Genomic DNA, 17702 nt, shown 5'->3' with positions numbered 1-17702 from the left:
AAAGGAAGTTCGGGCTGCGCAATGAGCAAAAAGTTTGCCTGCGGGCTCGCAAGCATGATGCCGATTGACCAGGCTCTTGTTGAACAGCACCAAATTCCAGGCGGCCTTTCGCGGCTGCCTTTTTTGATTCAGCCTGCCAGCACGCGCTGCGACGGGAAGGTTACCTCAACCAGCGTGCCGTCGTTCGGCGTCGAATTGATCGCGAAGATCGCCCTGTTTGCATCCACCATCGCCTTGGTCAGCGGCAAGCCGAGACCCGTCCCGTCGCCGCGGTGGCGCGACTGGGCCGAAACCTGCCGGAACGGCTTCATTGCTTGGTCGAGTTCGCTGCGCGTCATGCCGATGCCGGTATCGCGCACACGCAACACGACGCTGCCATTTGCTTCATATGACGTTGAAACCACGATCTGACCGCCTGACGGCGTGAAGCGGATGGCGTTGGAAAGGATGTTGAGGGCGATCTGCTTGATGGAGCGGAGATCGGCAACGACATTCGGCACCGACTGCGACAGGGCCGTACGAATGATGACGCGCTGTCCGTTTGCCTGCGGCTGGACCAGAGCCACGGCCTCCGAAATCGCCTCGTTGAGGCCGACGGATGCGAAATCAAGATCCATCTCGCCCGCTTCGATCTTCGAAATATCGAGCAGATCGTTGACGATATCGAGAACATGGCGGCCCGAACGACCGATGTCGTTGGCATATTCGATGTATCGAGGATGGCCGATCGGTCCGAATCGCTCGCTCGCCATCATGTCCGAAAAACCGATGATGGCGTTGAGCGGCGTGCGGATTTCATGGCTGATGCGCGCCAGGAAATCGGTCTTGTGGGCATTTGCCGTTTCGGCGGCGCCCTTTGCATTGCGAAGCTCCTCCTCGGTGCGCTTCCACTGGGTGATGTCGCGGATGACGGCGCAATAGCCGCTCGAGGAAGTAAGCTGGCCCATGGTCATGAAGAGCGGAACAAAGCCGCCGGATGACTCGCGGCCGATGACTTCACGCCCGTCGTTCAGCACGCTTGCGACGCCATGGCCTGAGAGGCCGTTCAGATAATCGAGCACCGCCTTCTGGCTTTCATGCGCAAAGAGCATCACGAAGGGTTTGCCGCGGGTCTCTTCCTCATCGTAGTTGAAAAGCGCGCTTGCCGAGCGATTCATCGATCGGATATCGCCTTCTGCGCCGATGACGACCACGCCGTCCGTCGCCGTTTCCAGGATGGAGCGAAGTTCTTCCACCTCGACCTGCAGCTTGGCAACCTTTTCGACCATGCGGTCGGAACGGGTGTCCGGGCGGGTTTTTTCGTTCTGAGCGGGTGCGACGTCGCTTCCCTCGACAGGCATTAGCGCCAGCATGAGCGCGCTCGATTCCTCCCAGCGGATCGATTGCAGGCGGGCGGTGACCGGTACGAGCGAATCGTCGGCCGTCACGAGGACCATTGCGCCCGGGCGTCCCGCTTTCTCGTCCAAGTCTCGGCGTTGAAGCAGCGCGTCGATCCCGCCCACATCGCTGAGATCCTCAAGCGAAGAATAGCCGGTCAGGCGCATGAATTCGGGATTGGCGTGGATCAGCGCATCGCCGGCATGGACGAGCACGGCAACCGGCAACTGGTCGACGGTGGCCGCCGATAGCCCATCCGTCATCTTCACCCGCGGGGGGATGGCACTGTGCAGCACTTCGATCTGGCTAAAGGTTTCGTGCAGGCCCTCGGTAGCGTCGTCCTTACTCGGCTCGGGCGTTTCGGCGTGCTCCTCCGGCTCGGCTGCATCAGCCGGTTCTTCGACGGCCGTGCTCGCGCTCTCGAATATTGCCTCGTTCGGTGCGCCTTCGGATGCAGCTTCCGCCGGCTTTGTGGAAGCAGCGCTGCCTGCAGCACCGGGTTCGGCGGGAGCCGGCTCATCGTCGCGAACGCCGAAAGCTTCCAGGCGTTTGGCGATCTCGCGGAAGTTTGCCTGCTCGGCGGCACTCAGCGTCGGGCCTGCACCATGGAGTTGGATGATCTTGTCCGTCAGCCGGCGGCTCGGCGCATCCACCACGCGCAGGACCGGCGGCTCTTCGCGAGACACGGCTTGGGAGACTGCCTCGGGCTGCTCTATGGCTTCCGGCACGCCCGGTTGGCGCTCAGCGTCTGATGCCGGCGGAGCCGCCCCTTCCGGCAACTGCTCGGGGCCGGCCGTGTCGCGGCCGAAGGCATCGCCTCCCAGCGTCAGACCGAGTGCCAGCGGATCCTCGTTGGCATCGGAAAGCCGGACAACGCCGAAGCCGCGGAAGCCGTCGAACTCCCGGTTGCGCGTATAGGTCGGCAGTGCGGCGAGATCGACAGGAACGATCAGGCTCGTTCCCTCGATCGGCCAATGGATCGTCTTGCCCGACCATGTGTCCCGCCGCGCGAGTGCTTCGGCGATCTTGCCTTCGGGATCGAGGTTGAAGAGTGCGGCAATGTCGGAAAAGGCGACGCCGATGATATTGGCGGCGTGCGGACCAACGGCATCGGCGAATTCACTCGACACTTCGCTGAAGTGGCCATCGGCATCGATCTTCCACACAAAGCGCGTCGCACGACTGTTTGGCTTGAACGCGAAGCCGTTTGCTGTCGGCGGGGCGGCAACCTTGCCTTGGCCGCCATCTTCGGTTTCGTGCCCCGGATTTTTTCCGTCAGGTTCGATCTGGCGCTCCACCACGGCATCGGCAGGATCTGCTCCTGTCTCCGCCTCTATCTTATCGCCGGCGACCGGGTCAGCGAAGTCAGCGCGCGGCATCTCGGGTTCGGACAGGACAAGCTCGTCCGGTCCGTGATCGATGAGCGGCTCGTCTGCCGCTTCGGCTGCGGGCTTTGTTTCCTCGCCGTCGACAATCTCCAGCGCTTCTTCGACGTCTTCGATAAGGGCAACTGCGTTGAGTGCGTCGTCGAGTTTCGCGCCCTTTGGCTGGTCGATATGGTTAACGGCGGCTGTGGATAACGGCTCATCCGGCACTGTCGCGTCGATCGGGTCGAGATTGCCAAGAACGGTTTCGACGGCAAAGAGAAGATTAAGCGCCGGTTCGTCGCTGAGCTTGCCGACGGCAGCGGGCAGGTAACCCTTGCCGGTTGCAACCGGCCGCTTGACGAGCCGGTCGGGATGGGCGCCTGCAAGGTTCGTCAGCGTCTTGGCGGTCTGCTGGGTGATGCCGAGCGACGCAAAGCCGGGCGAGGACGCAATGACTTCGCCTTCCGCGCCGATTACGGCCATATGCGTATCGGGATCGTCGAGCCCACGTAGCATTCTCGCTGCCGATTCTGCGGCAGGAAGCGGTTGTGAGGCTACGGGTACCGACAACAGGATGCCGCGCTCGCCGGACGACAGACCGATCATTTCGGCCGTTGCTTGGGCAGGAGCGCGCTGGAAGCCCTTGGAGATCCGGATCATTAGGCTTTTGGCGTCGCCGATCGTGGCGAGCTGGCGAGCGGTCGTCTCGATCTGGCGGAACGTGATGTCGGCACGATTCACGCCCTGATCGAGAAGATCGTAGACTGCGGTCTGGCCGAAGAGTTCCGCGCCGGCGCCGTTGGCCCAAAGCAGGCGGGAAAGGTCGGCCGAGAAAAGCACCATTGCTTCGCCACGCGAAAAGCGTTCCCGCACCCGTTGATGCACGGCAATGTCGATGAACGGGTACTGGACTGCGGGCATGTCGGAACCTTGTCCCTTTCGGCCTCTCAAAAATTAACGGTCTATTAATAACGACGCACCGGAAACGGGTCCAGCGGAGGGGTCGGGTTTCGGGTGAAAAGGTTAATGTGTTGTGCGTCGCACAATTATGTTGCAATGCACAATGGAATGCCTTATATAAGATATATCCAAACTAAGAAGGCATTGATCGCCTGAACCCAAGGAGCTTAATTCGATGGCTAACATAAAGATCGACGACGTTTTTTCAATGTCCTCCTTCGACCCGTCCAAGTTTGCCGAATCCATCCGCGACTTCGCGGAAAAAGGTGCCCAGCAGTCGCGTGAGGCCTATGCAAAGATGAAGGCCGCCGGCGAAGATGCCGGCAAGACCCTCGAAGCCACGGTTCAGACCGCCCAGGCCGGCACGGTCGAAATCGGCCTGAAGGCGATCGACGCACTGCGCACGAACGCTGAGAATTCCCTCTCGCACATGGAAGCCCTGCTCGGTGTGAAGTCGATTGCAGAACTCGTCGAACTTCAGACCGCGTTCCTGCGCAAGCAGGCGGAACTGACCGTCGAGCAAGCGAAGTCGATGCAGGAAACCTCCAAGCAGGTTGCCGAGAAGCTCGCAAAGCCCAGCAAGGAAGCCGCTGAAAAGGTCATGGCCTCCTTCAAGGCTGCCTGACCGCTCCAGGGTGCAATCAGAAAAAAGGCTGGACCCTATGTCCGGCCTTTTTGTACATTGAGGGGAGATAGGGCTTGAATTCGTTTCCGAGTCCTCGTATGTGACCCCCGTCGCGCCGGGCGCGATTTGTGCGGTTGTAGCTCAGTTGGTTAGAGCGCAGGTTTGTGGCACCTGAGGTCGGTGGTTCGAGACCACCCAACCGTACCATACCATTCCTCTCAGAAACCGGAATTCGGCAGATGCACGTGGGCCGTCCGGCCTGTTATCTACTGAACCCTTGCCCTCTGGCACAGGCTCCCTATCTAGCCACCGCAGCCTTGGTAAACTTTGTGTTATATTGCGTTGCAAAATGTGAGCTGGAATGTCATTTTGTGCCGGGGGTTACATCAGAGTGCTTTTAGAAGGAGACATTAATGTCCATTTCTCTCAAGAATCTGGATGAATCCAAAGCGACGGTGGTTTCCGCGATGAATGTTGCCGCCGAGGTCAGGAAAGCGCGTGAGGCAGTTGGTTACAGCGTCGATGATCTGGCGGTCACCTGTGGACTCGTCACTCATGAAATCATCGAAATTGAAAACGGGGAAAATGCCGACCCTGCAAAGTTGCGACGTATTGCTGCCGCATTGCAGGTCCCGCCGTCCGATTTCGTTCCTCTGTAAGGCAACAATGTGAACGAACTAAAAAGCCGGTCAATTTTGACCGGCTTTTTTTTTGCCTTCGGCCCTATTGCCTCGAAATTCATGGAACCTGGCCATCCCTCCTGCCGTTTAAAGTAGGACGGGAGAGAACCAGCATGTCAAAAACGCATCTTTACGGTGCAACCAAGGTCGAAGAGACGCAGGGTGGTCAGGCGCCGGTCGCGAGCCTCGAAGAGTTCCGGTGGAAGAGCCGGGTTCTGGTCATTTTCGCCGACACGGACAATAGCCGCGCTGCGCGCCAGGAAAACCAGTTGCTTGCCGATCGCACTGGCCTTCAGGAGCGCGACATGGTCGTTTTCAAGATCTCCGGCAGCACGGTCAAGCCGATCTTCGGCGCAGGCGGCGATCTGAATGAAACGGCGCTTCGAAAGGAGCTTCGTGGTCCAGAGGCTGGTGAATTCGCAGCCGCCCTTGTCGGCAAGGACGGAACCGTGAAGCTCAAGGTGAGCGAACCGGTGAGCAACGGCGAACTCTTTGCCATCATCGACAGCATGCCGATGCGTGCAGCCGAAGCCCTGAAACCCGACAGATAAGCAAATCGAAGACGGAAGGAGCAGGATGTCCGTTCCCAACGAACCGATCCCCGATCAGCCGCCGATGCCCGGGCCTGGCTGGAAACCGGAGCCGCCTGTCAAGGAGCCGGAGCCCGATCGCCTGCCGGACGAGACGCCCGATCCCAATCCGGACGAAAACGAAGGGCCTCCGAAGCAGGTCGGCGGTCAGAGAAACATCTGACGTTCCGCGCCGACCAGTTCCTGAAGATAGTCGGCAACCGTGCGCACGCGCACCAGATCGCGGGCGCTCTCGTGATAGGTCGTCCAATAGGCACGCCGGATCGATACATCGGGCAGGATACGGACCAGTTCGTCATATTGCCTGGCGATATAGTCGTGCAGGATTCCGATGCCGGCGCCCGAACGCACCGCTTCGGTCTGACCGGTCGCCGAGGAGATCTCAAAGCCGGCGCTCCAGTTGCGCATGACCTCGCCGGTGAAATTCAGCGATTGGGAGAAGAGCAGGTCCTCGACATAACCGATGCGGCGGTGCTGTTTCAGCGCCTCGTTGTTGTCGGGCAGACCGTTGCGTTCGGCATAACCGCGCGAGGCATAAAGCCCCAGCGTATAGTCGGTCAGCTTCGATGATACGAGGCGACCCTGTTCGGGCCGTTCCAGCGTGATGGCGATATCCGCCTCGCGTTGGGAGAGTGAAAAGGAACGCGGCACTGGCACCAACTGGATTTTCAGCTCCGGATGACGCTCGATCAACCGTCCAAGACGCGGGGCCAAGAAGGAAACGCCGAAGCCGTCCGGCGCCCCCACGCGGACCGTGCCGGCGATAGCAGTGTCGGTGCGGCCGAGGTTGGCCTGCGCGGCGAGCATTTCCGTCTCCATCCGCTCTGCCGAGGAGAGGAACACCTGGCCTTCGGCTGTCAGTTCGCAGCCATTGGTGCGGCGAGTGAAGAGGCGAGTCTTAAGGGCCTCCTCGAGCGACGTCAGGCGCCGCGAGAGAGTGGCGTGGTTGAGCCCCAGCCGCTTGGAGGCGGCAAGGATCTGCCCCGTTCTGGCGACGGCGAGGAAGATGCGGACGTCGTCCCAGTTCATGTCCTTAATTCCCTGCCGACCAAGTTTTAAACCTACCTCGCCAGATCATCGCCGGTCTTGCCGCGCAGAATGATGGGATCGACATCAATGAGTGACAGCGACCTGACCATGCGCTCGCTCGACGTCTTGTACTTGAGGAAATGCGGCGTCTTCAGATGTGCTTCGTAGTCCTCCTGGCTGGCATAGACTTCGAAGATGCAGATTCTCTCCGGACGATCCTTGATGGAGACCGCGTAAAGGGTGAGCACGCCTGGTTCTGACGCGGCCGAAGCCTCGATTTCTTCAGCCAGCAGCGCACGATAAGCATCGAGCTGGCTAGGGTCTATCTCCAGTTCCGCCATTCTCACGACACGTTTGCCGCTCATCGATGGACGACCTCTCTTGAGTTCGGCCTCTCGGCGCGCGGCTGTCCAGGATTGCGCCTTGCAGAAGGCCTCCTTGGAGGAGCTCGCACGCTTTGGCTTCGATTTTTGCACAACGGTTGCTTATCGCATTGCATTGATTTGTGCAAATTGAAGTGCGACTATGCGCCATCAACGGAAATAAATGAGGAGGACATCCATGCGAAAGATCGGTCATTTCATTGGCGGCAAGCATGTTGAGGGCACAAGCGGCCGCAGCAGCAACGTCTACAACCCGGCAACCGGTGAGGTCCAGGCAACGCTGGCGCTCGCAAGCGTCGAGGAAATCCGTGCCGCGGTCGAAAACGCCAAGGCGGCGCAGCCGAAATGGGCCGCAACCAATCCGCAGCGCCGCGCCCGAGTCTTCTTCAAGTTCGTGGAACTCCTGAACAAGCACATGGACGAGCTGGCCGAACTGCTCTCCCAGGAGCACGGCAAGACCGTCGAGGACTCAAAGGGCGATATCGTCCGTGGCCTTGAAGTCTGCGAATTCGTCTGCGGTATCCCGCACCTGCAGAAGGGCGAATTCACCGAAGGCGCAGGTCCGGCGATCGACATGTATTCCCTGCGCCAGGCCGTCGGCATTGGCGCTGGCATCACGCCGTTCAACTTCCCGGCCATGATCCCGATGTGGATGTTTGCGCCGGCAATCGCCTGCGGCAACGCCTTCATCCTCAAGCCCTCCGAACGCGACCCGTCCGTTCCTCTGCGCCTGGCCGAACTGATGATCGAAGCGGGACTTCCGGCCGGCATCCTGAACGTCGTCAACGGCGACAAGGCCGCCGTCGATGCGATCCTGACGGATCCGGATATCGGCGCCGTCTCCTTCGTTGGTTCCACGCCGATTGCCCGTTACGTCTATGGCACCGCCGCCATGAACGGAAAGCGTGCGCAGTGCTTCGGCGGCGCGAAGAACCACATGATCATCATGCCGGATGCCGACTTGGACCAGGCCGTCAACGCGCTGATGGGCGCAGGCTACGGTTCGGCTGGCGAACGCTGCATGGCGATCTCTGTTGCGGTTCCCGTCGGTGAGGAAACCGCAAACCGCCTCGTTGAGAAGCTGACCCCGAAGATCGAGTCGCTGCGCATCGGCCCCTATACCGATGATAAGGCCGACATGGGACCGCTCGTCACCAAGGAAGCCTATGCGCGCGTCAACGGCCTGATCGACGGCGGTGTCGAGCAGGGCGCGAAACTCGTCGTCGACGGCCGTGGCTTCAAGCTGCAGGGTTATGAAGACGGCTATTTCGTCGGCGGTTCGCTGTTCGATCACGTCACGCCCGACATGGATATCTACAAGACCGAAATCTTCGGACCTGTGCTTTCAGTCGTTCGTGCCAAGAACTACGAAGAGGCCCTCGATCTGCCGATGAAGCACGAGTACGGCAACGGCGTCGCCATCTATACCCGCGACGGCGATGCCGCTCGCGACTTCGCCTCGCGAATCAACATCGGCATGATCGGCATCAACGTCCCGATCCCCGTTCCGCTCGCCTATCACTCCTTCGGCGGTTGGAAGGCCTCCAGCTTCGGCGACCTCAACCAGCACGGTACGGATTCGATCAAGTTCTGGACCAAGACCAAGACCGTCACCGCCCGTTGGCCGTCAGGCATCAAGGACGGCGCCGAATTCGTCATGCCGACGATGAAGTAGTGTCGAAAGGCAAAAGAGTACCGATCTGGGGGCCACGGCCCCCATTTTGCGATTCAGGATCGTTGCACCGGCATGCGCGTGCTCCTCAGTTCGGCGAGGGTGGCTAGCTTTCGCAAAGACGCCGGATAGGCCAGCAAAGGGCAGGCAAACCGCGAATGCTTTTAAGAACCAGATGCTGAAAGGCACGACCGGCAGATCCGTTTCAACGCGAGGAACAACCCGGAGCGCTTGGAATAGTTCGACATCTGGATCGTGATCGTGCTTTCTCCGATTGTTACGCCGTTATCTGTGTCGGCTGGTCCTGATTGCCGCCGTTCTTTCGCATGAAATCGTCCATGTCGAGCATAAGCACAGCCTGCGTCAGATCTATCGTGCCACCCGGCATCGGCTCGCCCGGTCATACTGATTGCGAAAGATGTCGGCCCGGGTGTTGAAGGTGTCTTGGTCCAAGGCGGTGGATTGCTGGCGCTTTCCAACGCGCGACCCTGCGAAAGCGAAGCCGATCGCAGGTCCGCCGACCTCATGAGAAGGTTCGGCAGGTAGGCCAGAAATGAAAGAAGTCGTCCTGTAATATGCCAGGACGGCGGCTTTGATGGCGCGGGCGCGGCGGGCGGTGCAAACGTGAATGTGAATTTCATATTTTGGAATTGTTCAAAACTACGAAAGCCACTATATAGCTTCCATGCGGGCATCCAGCCCACGCGATTCAGGAGAACGGCATGCGATTGACGAAGCAGACCAACTATGCGGTTCGCATGTTGATGTATTGCGCGGCCAATGAAGGACATCTCAGTCGGATCCCCGAAATTGCCAGGGCATACGGGGTTTCTGAACTCTTTCTGTTCAAGATTCTCCAGCCGCTGAACAAGGCGGGCCTGGTCGAAACCGTCCGCGGCCGCAATGGCGGCGTCCGGCTTGGCAAGCCGGCGAAGGATATCAGCCTTTTCGACGTGGTCAAAGTGACTGAAGACAGCTTTGCGATGGCCGAGTGCTTTGAAGACGGCGCCGTGGAATGCCCCCTGGTCGACAGCTGCGGACTGAACTCGGCGCTGCGCAAGGCGCTTAACGCCTTCTTCGACGTGCTGACGGAATATTCGATCGACGATCTCGTGAGGGCACGCCCGCAGATCAACTTCCTCCTCGGCCTGACCGGCGAGGATTACCGCAAGCCCGCCATCAGCGTTCCGGCTGCCTGACCCCGGCACGCAGTAGTCGAACATGCTCGTTGGCCGCAGCTGCAGCATGCAGCTGCGGTTTTTGCGTTTTCGCTCCTCCAGATTGAATGTCCAGAGGCTTTTTCGGCTATCCAAAAAGCGCGAAATTATACCAAAAGCGACAAAAACTCAGCTTCTTACGTCCGATTATTTCCAAATGAGGCCGATTTTTGACCGAAAATTTCTAAAGTTGTCCAACTGGAAAAATTTTCTGCGGATACCGTTGCTTTCAGCAAATAAATATCGTTCCATCGGCCCGCTGATCGGGAATATTTGTGCTCGATCTCCAACGATCAAAAAAGAACAAACCTGGGAAACAAAATTATGAAAAAGCTCTCCGTCCTGCTGGCAGCGACGGCCCTGGCTTCGGTCATGGCGACGTCGGCCTGGTCAAAAACCCTTGTCTATTGCTCTGAAGGTTCGCCCGAAGGCTTCGATCCGGGCCTTTACACCGCAGGCACGACCTTTGACGCGACCTCGCGCACGGTCTACAACCGTCTCGTCGAATTCAAGCACGGCAGCACCGAGATCGAGCCGGGTCTCGCCGAAAGCTGGACCGTTTCCGACGATGGCACGGTTTACACCTTCAAGCTGCGCTCGGGCGTCAAGTTCCAGACGACCGAGTTCTTCACGCCGACGCGTGATCTCAACGCCGACGACGTCATCTTCTCCTTCGAGCGCCAGCTCAAGGCAGACAACCCGTGGAACAAGTATGTCGAAGGCGGTTCTTATGAATATGCCGCCGGCATGGGCTTCCCGGAGCTTATCAAGTCGATGGAGAAGGTCGACGACCTGACGGTCAAGTTCACCCTGGCCCATCCTGAAGCGCCCTTCATGGCCGATCTCGCCATGGATTTCGCGTCGATCCTGTCGAAGGAATATGCCGACAAGCTCGCCGCTGACGGCAAGATGAACCAGATGAACCAGATGCCGCTCGGCACCGGTCCGTTCACCTTCGTCGCCTACCAGCCGGATGCCGTCATCCGCTACAAGGCCAACGAGAGCTACTTCAAGGGCAAGGAAAAGATCGACGATCTCGTTTTCGCGATCACATCGGACGCTGCCGTGCGCGCGCAAAAGCTGAAGGCCGGCGAATGCCATATCATGCCGTACCCGAATGCTGCCGACGTAGCCGAATTGAAGAAGGACGAGAACCTGACCGTTATGGAACAGGCCGGCCTCAACGTTTCCTATGTTGCCTACAACACTCTGATCCCGCCGTTCGACAAGGTTGAAGTCCGCAAGGCTCTCAACATGGCGATCAACAAGCAGGCGATTATCGATGCCGTGTTCCAGGGTGCTGCAACGGTTGCAAAGAACCCGATCCCGCCGACGATGTGGTCGTACAACGATGCCGTCGAAGACGACAAGTATGATCCGGAGGCCGCAAAGAAGATGCTTGCCGATGCCGGCGTCAAGGACTTCAAGATGAAGCTCTGGGCGATGCCCGTCTCGCGTCCGTACATGCTGAATGCTCGCCGTGCAGCTGAACTGATGCAGGCTGACCTCGCAAAGATCGGCGTCGAAGCCGAGATCGTGACCCATGAATGGGCCGAATACCTGAAGCTCTCGTCCGCCAAGGACCGTGACGGTGCCGTCATCCTTGGCTGGACGGGCGACAACGGCGATCCTGACAACTTCATGGACACGCTCCTCGGCTGCGACGCTGTCGGCGGCAACAACCGCGCGCAGTGGTGCAACAAGGAATTCGACGACCTGATGACCAAGGCCAAGACGACGGCAGATGTTGCCGAGCGCACCAAGGCTTACCAGCAGGCCCAGCTGATCTTCAAGAAGGAAGCTCCCTGGGCAACGATCAACCATTCGCTCGTCTTCATTCCGGTGAGCAAGAAGGTCTCCGGCTTCGTCCAGGATCCGCTCGGCTATCACCGCTTCGACGGCGTCGACATTTCCGAATAATAAGAACTATGCAAGAATGCCCGGTGAAAGCCGGGCTGGCCGGCGGTCAGGTTCTCCTGACCGCCGGAAACTATTGGAACATCTGCCATGTTGCGATTTCTCATCGGGCGCCTCGCGGTCCTGATCCCAACATTCCTCGGCGTCACGCTCATTGCCTTTTCGTTCATCCGCATGCTTCCCGGTGATCCCGTCATGCTATTGTCGGGCGAACGCGTGATGGCGCCTGAGCGTCACGCCCAGATCATGCATGATCTCGGTTTCGACCGGCCCATGTACATTCAGTACTTCGACTACCTCGGCAAGGTGCTGCAAGGCGACTTCGGAACATCGATCGTCACGAAGCGCCCCGTTCTCAGTGACTTTGGTGCGCTCTTCCCGGCAACGCTCGAGCTCTCGCTTTGTGCCATTCTCCTGGCGGTCTGTCTCGGCGTGCCCGCCGGCGTCTTTGCCGCCGTCAAGCGAGGCACGTGGTTCGATCAAAGCGTGATGGGGGTCGCCCTGGTCGGCTATTCGATGCCGATCTTCTGGTGGGGCCTGCTGCTCATCATCTTTTTCTCCGGCTATCTCGGTTGGACGCCCGTTTCGGGCCGCATCTCGCTGATGTATTTCTTCAAGCCGGTCACCGGCTTCATGCTGATCGACAGCCTGCTGTCGGGGCAGGCGGGTGCCTTCCGCTCCGCAGTCAGCTACCTGATCCTGCCGACGATCGTGCTTGCCACCATTCCGCTTGCCGTCATCGCACGCCAGACGCGCTCGGCGATGCTCGAAGTGCTCGGCGAAGATTATGTCCGCACCGCCCGCTCCAAGGGTCTGAAGCCGCTTCGCGTCGTTGGCGTGCACGCGCTGCGCAATGCCATGATACCGGTCGTGACAACGATCGGTCTGCAGATCGGCGTCCTTCTGGCGGGCGCGATCCTGACGGAGACGATCTTCTCCTGGCCCGGTATCGGCAAGTGGATGGTCGATTCGGTGTTCAAGCGGGACTATGCGGTTGTCCAGGGGGGTCTTCTGCTGATTGCCGGCATCATCATGCTGGTCAATCTGATCGTCGACATCACCTACGGCTTCATCAACCCACGTATTCGGTATTAGGAGCGGTCCCCCGTGAGTACGACAAATATGCAAACCGCAACGGCCGCTGCAAAAACCGCCCACCCATCGGCTCTTGCGGAATTCTGGTATTATTTCTCGCGAAACAAGGGCGCCGTTATCGGCCTCGCCGTTTTCATCTTGATTCTGGTCGTGGCGCTGTTTGCGCCCCTCGTTGCCCCGCATATGCCAAACGAGCAGAACCGGCAGATGCTGCTTCTTGCCCCATTCTGGATGGAAGGCGGCAGCTTGTCCTTCCCGCTCGGGACGGACGCAGTCGGACGCGACATTCTCTCGCGCCTCATCTATGGCGCGCGCTTCTCGCTCTTCATCGGCGTTGTGGTCGTGACGCTGTCGGTAATCGCCGGCGTTCTGATCGGCCTCGTGGCCGGCTATTTCCGCGGCCGAATCGATATCGCCATCATGCGCCTGATGGATATCATCCTGGCCTTCCCGTCGCTGCTTTTGGCCCTGGTCCTGGTTGCGGTCCTTGGCCCCGGCCTCATCAATGCGATGATTGCGATCTCCATCGTCAACCAGCCGCATTTCGTGCGCCTGACGCGTGCCTCGGTCATGGCCGAGCGTGAGAAGGAGTATGTGATCGCCTCGCGCGTCGCCGGTGCGGGCACCTTGCGGCTGATGTTCAAGACCATCCTGCCGAACTGTCTCGGGCCGCTGATCGTCCAGGCTACGCTCGCCTTCTCGGCGGCGATCCTTGATGCGGCTGCCCTCGGCTTCCTCGGCATGGGCGCGCAGCCTCCGACACCCGAATGGGGCACGATGCTCGCCGAAGCGCGAGAGTTCATCCAGCGCGCCTGGTGGGTCGTAACGTTCCCGGGTCTTGCCATCCTCGTCACCGTTCTCGCCATCAACCTGATGGGCGACGGGTTGCGCGATGCGCTGGATCCCAAGCTGAAGAGGTCATGATGCCACTTCTCGATATTCAGAATCTGACCGTCGAATTCCAGACGTCTTCCGGTCTCTTCCGCGCCGTCGATGGCGTATCGCTGAGCTGCGACAAGGGCGAGATCCTCTCGATCGTCGGCGAATCAGGATCGGGCAAATCGGTTGCCATGCTCGCCATGATGGGTCTTCTGCCCTGGACGGCGAAGATCACCGCTGACCGCATGACTTTCGACGGCAAGGAACTCATCGGCATTTCCGGCCGGCAGCGCCGCAAGATCATCGGCAAGGACATGGCGATGATCTTCCAGGAGCCGATGTCGAGCCTTAACCCGTGCTTCACGGTCGGCTTCCAGCTCGGCGAGAGCCTGCGGATGCACATGGGCCTCAACCGCAAGGAGCGCCGGGAGCGCTCGATCGAGCTCCTGAACCTTGTCGGCATTCCGGCGCCGGAAGATCGCCTGTCGAACTTCCCGCACCAGATGTCCGGCGGCATGAGCCAGCGCGTGATGATCGCCATGGCACTCGCCTGCAACCCGAAGCTTTTGATCGCCGATGAGCCGACGACCGCGCTCGACGTGACGATCCAGGCGCAGATCCTCGATCTTTTGGTGCGCCTGCAGAAGGAGCAGGGTATGGCGCTGGTATTGATCACCCACGACATGGGCGTCGTCGCCGAAACTGCCGAGCGCGTTCAGGTTCAGTATGCCGGACAAAAGGTCGAGGAGCAGCCGGTCAAGGCACTCTTCCGCGACCCGCATCATCCCTACACCGCCGCATTGCTTTCCGCTCTGCCGGAGCGGGCCCAAGTCGGCCAGCATCTGCCGTCGATCGCCGGTGTCGTTCCCGGCCAGCATGACCGCCCGCGCGGTTGCCTCTTTGCGCCGCGTTGCGGCTATGCCACGGTGGAATGCGATCGCGGCGTCGTCCGCCAGGGGCCGGAACTCGGCCTTGCACTCTGTAACTATCCATTGAAAGACGGCAAGCCGCTCGGTCATCCCGGCGTTATGCCGAAGCAATCGGCTGGAGACTTCGTATGACCGGCGCCGTTCTCGAGGGCAAGGACCTTGCCCGTTTTTACACCGTCAATCGCGGCATGTTCAAACCGGAGGCGACCGTCAAGGCGCTGAACGGCGTAAGCTTCAGCCTCTATTCCGGCAAGACGCTTGCCGTCGTCGGCGAATCCGGCTGCGGCAAGTCGACGCTTGCCCGTCTCGTTACCATGATCGAGGATCCGACGGCCGGCACGCTGCTGATCGACGGCAAGCCTGCTCGCGTCGGCGACCGCAGCTTGCGCAGCCAGGTGCAGATCGTTTTCCAAAATCCCTATGGGTCGCTCAATCCACGCCAGAAGGTCGGTGCGATCCTGGAAGAGCCGCTGAAGATCAACACCGATCTCGATGCTGCGCGCCGGCGCCGCAAGGCGGAGGAAATGATGGCGCGTGTCGGCCTGCGGCCGGAGCATTACGATCGCTATCCGCATATGTTCTCCGGCGGCCAGCGCCAACGCATCGCCATTGCCCGTGCTCTCATGCTGCGGCCGAAGGTCCTGGTGCTCGACGAGCCGGTCTCGGCCCTCGACCTGTCGATCCAGGCGCAGGTGCTGAACCTGTTGATGGATCTGCAGAAGGAAATGGGGCTTGCCTATCTCTTCATCTCGCACGGTCTGTCGGTCGTTCGCCATATCGCCGACGATGTGATGGTCATGTATCTCGGCCGCCCGGTCGAGACGGGGCCGGCGGCCGAAGTCTTTGCGCATCCGCGTCATCCCTATACGGCCGCACTTCTGTCCGCGACGCCGATTGCCGATCCCGATCGCGCCAAGAGCCGCATCCGTCTGCAAGGCGAGCTTCCCTCGCCGTTGAAGCCGCCGAGCGGCTGTCACTTCAACCCGCGCTGCTGGAAGGCGCAGGACTATTGCCGCCGGGTGGAGCCTGAACTAAGTGGACAGGGCGAACAACAATACGCCTGCCATTTTCCGCTCGACTGAGCCGACGCAGGCGACGACGGAGGACTGAATGCGGGAGGGGACGAACAGGGCCCATGCCATCATTGTCATGGGCGTCAGCGGCTCCGGAAAATCCTCGATCGGCGAAAAGCTGGCGGAGGCATTGAACCTCCGCTTCATCGAAGGCGACCAGCTTCATCCGGCATCCAACGTCGAGAAGATGTCGAAGGGCATCCCGTTGACCGATGCGGATCGCATACCCTGGCTCGATCTCATCGGAAAGGCCATGAAGGCGGCCCTTGCAGAGGGCGAAGGCATCATTGTCTCCTGTTCGGCGCTGAAGCGCATCTATCGCGAGCAGCTACGCGCTGCGACCGGGGGCAATCTCTTCTTCGTCTATCTCCAAGGTTCCAAGGAACTGCTGAGCGAGCGGATGGGGCATCGCACGGGTCACTTCATGCCTGCGTCCCTGCTTGAAAGCCAGCTAGGGACCCTCGAGGTGCCGACCGGCGAGCCAGGCGTCGTGACGGTCGATATCGACGACACTGTCGAAGGCATTGCCGAAGAAGCCCGAAAGAAGCTCGCGCCGCTCGGGGTTGCCTGAAAAGCCGCCACGGTTGTCGTTCCGTTACGGATTGAAGCGCTGCGGCGAATAGGCGGAGATATCGATAAACGGTGTTTCGCCGGTGATGAGTTCGGCCAGCGCCCGGCCTGTTACCGGGCCGAGCGTCAGGCCGTGATGGGCATGCCCGAAGGCGAACCACAGACCGTTGTGCCGTGGCGCCTTGCCAATGATCGGCATCATGTCGGGCGTGCAGGGGCGCGCGCCCATCCACGGCTCTGGATCGAGCCGGGGGCCGAGCGGAAAGACGGTGCGCGCGACCTTTTCTGCCCGGTCGAGCTGAACGGGCGTCTTCGGCGCGTCGAGTGCTGCAAATTCCGCGCCGGTGGTCAACCGGATTCCGCGTTTCATCGGCGCGAGGAAATAGCCTTGTTCAGCATGGAGCGTCCAGTTGTTGAGAATCGCATTGCCTTCGGCCGCATAGTGCATGTGGTAGCCGCGCTTGACGCCGAGGGGGAAGGAGTAGCCGAGACGCTTCGTCGCCACAGCAGCCCAAGGGCCGAGAGCCATCACCGCATCGTCGGCCCCGAGTGAACCTTCGGATGTCATGATTTTCCAGCCGGAACCCGACTGGCCGAGCGAATTGGCGTCGCCGGTGACAAAGCGGCCGCCGAGGCTTTCGAAATAGCTGCGGTAAGCGGCAGTCAGCGCCTGCGGGTCAAGGACAGACCAGGGATCGCGCCAGCGGATGCCACCGGCGAAGCTCTGCATCAGGCTCGGCTCCATGCGGGCAATGTCGGCGGAAGACAGTGTCTCATAGCTGACGCCGAATTCCTTCTGCCAGCTCTCGGCCTCGGCAAGCTCCGCATCGCGCTTCGGTTCGGTTCGGAAGATCTTCATCCAGCCGTCCTTGCGAATCAATTGCTCGGCATGCGACGCCTCGATCAAATCCTTGTGCTCGAGGATCGAGTTCTCGATCAGCGGCGCATAGGCACGGGTGATCATCTCGTGGCGCCGCGCATTGGAGTTCCACCAGTATCGCGCAAGAAACGCGAGCTGACCCGGCAGTGCCTTCAGGTGATAATGCGCGTCGATGCGGTTGTTCAGCGCATAGCGCAGCAGCAGGCCGATCTGTTGAGGAAAGCCGTAAGGCACGACACCTTCACGCTGGATTAGTCCCGCATTGCCGTACGAGGTCTCGCTGCCGGGATCCTTGCGATCGATCAGGGTCACCTGACGCCCACGCCGTTGCAGATGAATTGCCGCCGAGACACCGATGATGCCGGCACCGAGCACGATTGCGTTCTTGGTCATTTTTCCTTGCAGCCCACGAATACCAAGGGTCGAAAATGCCCTTAGGATCGCGATGGTGCAATTGAA

Annotated in this window: 16 protein-coding genes, 1 tRNA gene and 1 pseudogene; 14 read left to right on the top strand and 4 right to left on the bottom strand. The window is 60.1% G+C overall.

Translation table 11 applies throughout. From position 1 onward, the window contains the following. Positions 1–128: 128 nt before the first annotated feature. Entirely contained in the window at positions 129–3665 is a 3537-nt protein-coding gene (locus EV130_RS09780; RefSeq protein ID WP_132660123.1) for a sensor histidine kinase, read from the bottom strand. A gap of 214 nt (positions 3666–3879) precedes the next feature. Between EV130_RS09780 and EV130_RS09775 the strand changes: the two genes are divergently transcribed. From EV130_RS09775 to EV130_RS32525, 5 genes are all read left to right on the top strand, one after another. Next, positions 3880–4329, top strand: a complete 450-nt coding sequence (locus tag EV130_RS09775) for a phasin (RefSeq protein WP_132660121.1) — start codon at positions 3880–3882, stop codon at positions 4327–4329. 130 nt (positions 4330–4459) lie between these two features. Then, a tRNA-His gene (locus EV130_RS09770) sits at positions 4460–4536 on the top strand. 206 nt (positions 4537–4742) lie between these two features. Beyond that, on the top strand, positions 4743–4988 hold the full coding sequence (locus EV130_RS09765; protein WP_074060266.1) for a helix-turn-helix domain-containing protein: 246 nt from the start codon (positions 4743–4745) through the stop codon (positions 4986–4988). Positions 4989–5122: 134 nt separating this feature from the next. Then, positions 5123–5560 (top strand): DUF4174 domain-containing protein, encoded by a 438-nt coding sequence (locus EV130_RS09760; protein WP_074060267.1) that lies wholly within the window; start codon positions 5123–5125, stop codon positions 5558–5560. Positions 5561–5585: 25 nt separating this feature from the next. Next, positions 5586–5762 carry a hypothetical protein gene (locus EV130_RS32525; RefSeq protein WP_165918515.1) on the top strand — a complete coding sequence of 59 codons (177 nt, stop codon included), beginning with the start codon at positions 5586–5588 and terminating at the stop codon, positions 5760–5762. On the opposite strand, the gene EV130_RS09755 is transcribed toward EV130_RS32525, so the two are convergent. Both EV130_RS09755 and EV130_RS09750 read right to left on the bottom strand, forming a co-directional pair. Beyond that, on the bottom strand, positions 5747–6628 hold the full coding sequence (locus EV130_RS09755) for a LysR family transcriptional regulator (RefSeq protein WP_074060268.1): 882 nt from the start codon (positions 6626–6628) through the stop codon (positions 5747–5749). The two genes, EV130_RS32525 and EV130_RS09755, sit on opposite strands and share 16 nt — an antisense overlap. 32 nt (positions 6629–6660) lie before the next feature. Next, on the bottom strand, positions 6661–6993 hold the full coding sequence (locus tag EV130_RS09750) for a putative quinol monooxygenase (RefSeq protein ID WP_132660119.1): 333 nt from the start codon (positions 6991–6993) through the stop codon (positions 6661–6663). A gap of 196 nt (positions 6994–7189) precedes the next feature. Here EV130_RS09750 and EV130_RS09745 point away from each other — a divergent pair, with 196 nt between their 5' ends. From EV130_RS09745 to EV130_RS09705, 9 genes and pseudogenes are all read left to right on the top strand, one after another. Further along, a complete protein-coding gene (locus EV130_RS09745; protein ID WP_132660117.1) occupies positions 7190–8686 on the top strand; it encodes a CoA-acylating methylmalonate-semialdehyde dehydrogenase in 1497 nt (498 codons plus the stop codon). 301 nt (positions 8687–8987) lie between these two features. Next, a pseudogene (locus tag EV130_RS09740) lies at positions 8988–9223 on the top strand (M48 family metalloprotease); the annotation flags it as partial. Positions 9224–9405: 182 nt separating this feature from the next. Then, on the top strand, positions 9406–9882 hold the full coding sequence (gene rirA, locus EV130_RS09735; protein ID WP_074060272.1) for an iron-responsive transcriptional regulator RirA: 477 nt from the start codon (positions 9406–9408) through the stop codon (positions 9880–9882). Between the two features lie 342 nt (positions 9883–10224). Further along, positions 10225–11820, top strand: a complete 1596-nt coding sequence (locus tag EV130_RS09730; protein ID WP_074060273.1) for an ABC transporter substrate-binding protein — start codon at positions 10225–10227, stop codon at positions 11818–11820. Positions 11821–11907: 87 nt separating this feature from the next. After that, positions 11908–12912, top strand: a complete 1005-nt coding sequence (locus tag EV130_RS09725; protein ID WP_074060274.1) for an ABC transporter permease subunit — start codon at positions 11908–11910, stop codon at positions 12910–12912. 27 nt (positions 12913–12939) lie between these two features. Continuing rightward, positions 12940–13836, top strand: a complete 897-nt coding sequence (locus EV130_RS09720; protein ID WP_132660212.1) for an ABC transporter permease subunit — start codon at positions 12940–12942, stop codon at positions 13834–13836. Beyond that, positions 13836–14852, top strand: a complete 1017-nt coding sequence (locus EV130_RS09715; RefSeq protein ID WP_074063057.1) for an ABC transporter ATP-binding protein — start codon at positions 13836–13838, stop codon at positions 14850–14852. The genes EV130_RS09720 and EV130_RS09715 overlap by 1 nt, the downstream gene beginning before the upstream one ends. Beyond that, the gene (locus tag EV130_RS09710) at positions 14849–15802 is read left to right on the top strand and encodes a peptide ABC transporter ATP-binding protein (protein WP_074060276.1); all 954 of its coding nucleotides are present in this window, start codon (positions 14849–14851) and stop codon (positions 15800–15802) included. The genes EV130_RS09715 and EV130_RS09710 overlap by 4 nt, the downstream gene beginning before the upstream one ends. A gap of 28 nt (positions 15803–15830) precedes the next feature. After that, a complete protein-coding gene (locus EV130_RS09705; protein ID WP_132660115.1) occupies positions 15831–16364 on the top strand; it encodes a gluconokinase in 534 nt (177 codons plus the stop codon). Positions 16365–16388: 24 nt separating this feature from the next. Here EV130_RS09705 and EV130_RS09700 read toward each other — a convergent pair whose 3' ends face one another. Further along, a complete protein-coding gene (locus EV130_RS09700; protein ID WP_132660113.1) occupies positions 16389–17636 on the bottom strand; it encodes an NAD(P)/FAD-dependent oxidoreductase in 1248 nt (415 codons plus the stop codon). Positions 17637–17702 lie beyond the last annotated feature (66 nt).

Source organism: Rhizobium azibense (genome assembly GCF_004342325.1).
Lineage (GTDB): Bacteria > Pseudomonadota > Alphaproteobacteria > Rhizobiales > Rhizobiaceae > Rhizobium > Rhizobium etli_B.
This window is presented reverse-complemented; position numbering and strand designations above follow the sequence as displayed.

Bases quoted from the DNA above. Each gene is read 5' to 3' on its own strand.
- EV130_RS09780 (WP_132660123.1), bottom strand. From the start codon at position 3,665: ATGCCCGCAGTCCAGTACCCGTTCATCGACATTGCCGTGCATCAACGG.
- EV130_RS09775 (WP_132660121.1), top strand. From the start codon at position 3,880: ATGGCTAACATAAAGATCGACGACGTTTTTTCAATGTCCTCCTTCGAC.
- EV130_RS09765 (WP_074060266.1), top strand. From the start codon at position 4,743: ATGTCCATTTCTCTCAAGAATCTGGATGAATCCAAAGCGACGGTGGTT.
- EV130_RS09760 (WP_074060267.1), top strand. From the start codon at position 5,123: ATGTCAAAAACGCATCTTTACGGTGCAACCAAGGTCGAAGAGACGCAG.
- EV130_RS32525 (WP_165918515.1), top strand. From the start codon at position 5,586: ATGTCCGTTCCCAACGAACCGATCCCCGATCAGCCGCCGATGCCCGGG.
- EV130_RS09755 (WP_074060268.1), bottom strand. From the start codon at position 6,628: ATGAACTGGGACGACGTCCGCATCTTCCTCGCCGTCGCCAGAACGGGG.
- EV130_RS09750 (WP_132660119.1), bottom strand. From the start codon at position 6,993: ATGAGCGGCAAACGTGTCGTGAGAATGGCGGAACTGGAGATAGACCCT.
- EV130_RS09745 (WP_132660117.1), top strand. From the start codon at position 7,190: ATGCGAAAGATCGGTCATTTCATTGGCGGCAAGCATGTTGAGGGCACA.
- rirA (WP_074060272.1), top strand. From the start codon at position 9,406: ATGCGATTGACGAAGCAGACCAACTATGCGGTTCGCATGTTGATGTAT.
- EV130_RS09730 (WP_074060273.1), top strand. From the start codon at position 10,225: ATGAAAAAGCTCTCCGTCCTGCTGGCAGCGACGGCCCTGGCTTCGGTC.
- EV130_RS09725 (WP_074060274.1), top strand. From the start codon at position 11,908: ATGTTGCGATTTCTCATCGGGCGCCTCGCGGTCCTGATCCCAACATTC.
- EV130_RS09720 (WP_132660212.1), top strand. From the start codon at position 12,940: ATGCAAACCGCAACGGCCGCTGCAAAAACCGCCCACCCATCGGCTCTT.
- EV130_RS09715 (WP_074063057.1), top strand. From the start codon at position 13,836: ATGCCACTTCTCGATATTCAGAATCTGACCGTCGAATTCCAGACGTCT.
- EV130_RS09710 (WP_074060276.1), top strand. From the start codon at position 14,849: ATGACCGGCGCCGTTCTCGAGGGCAAGGACCTTGCCCGTTTTTACACC.
- EV130_RS09705 (WP_132660115.1), top strand. From the start codon at position 15,831: ATGCGGGAGGGGACGAACAGGGCCCATGCCATCATTGTCATGGGCGTC.
- EV130_RS09700 (WP_132660113.1), bottom strand. From the start codon at position 17,636: ATGACCAAGAACGCAATCGTGCTCGGTGCCGGCATCATCGGTGTCTCG.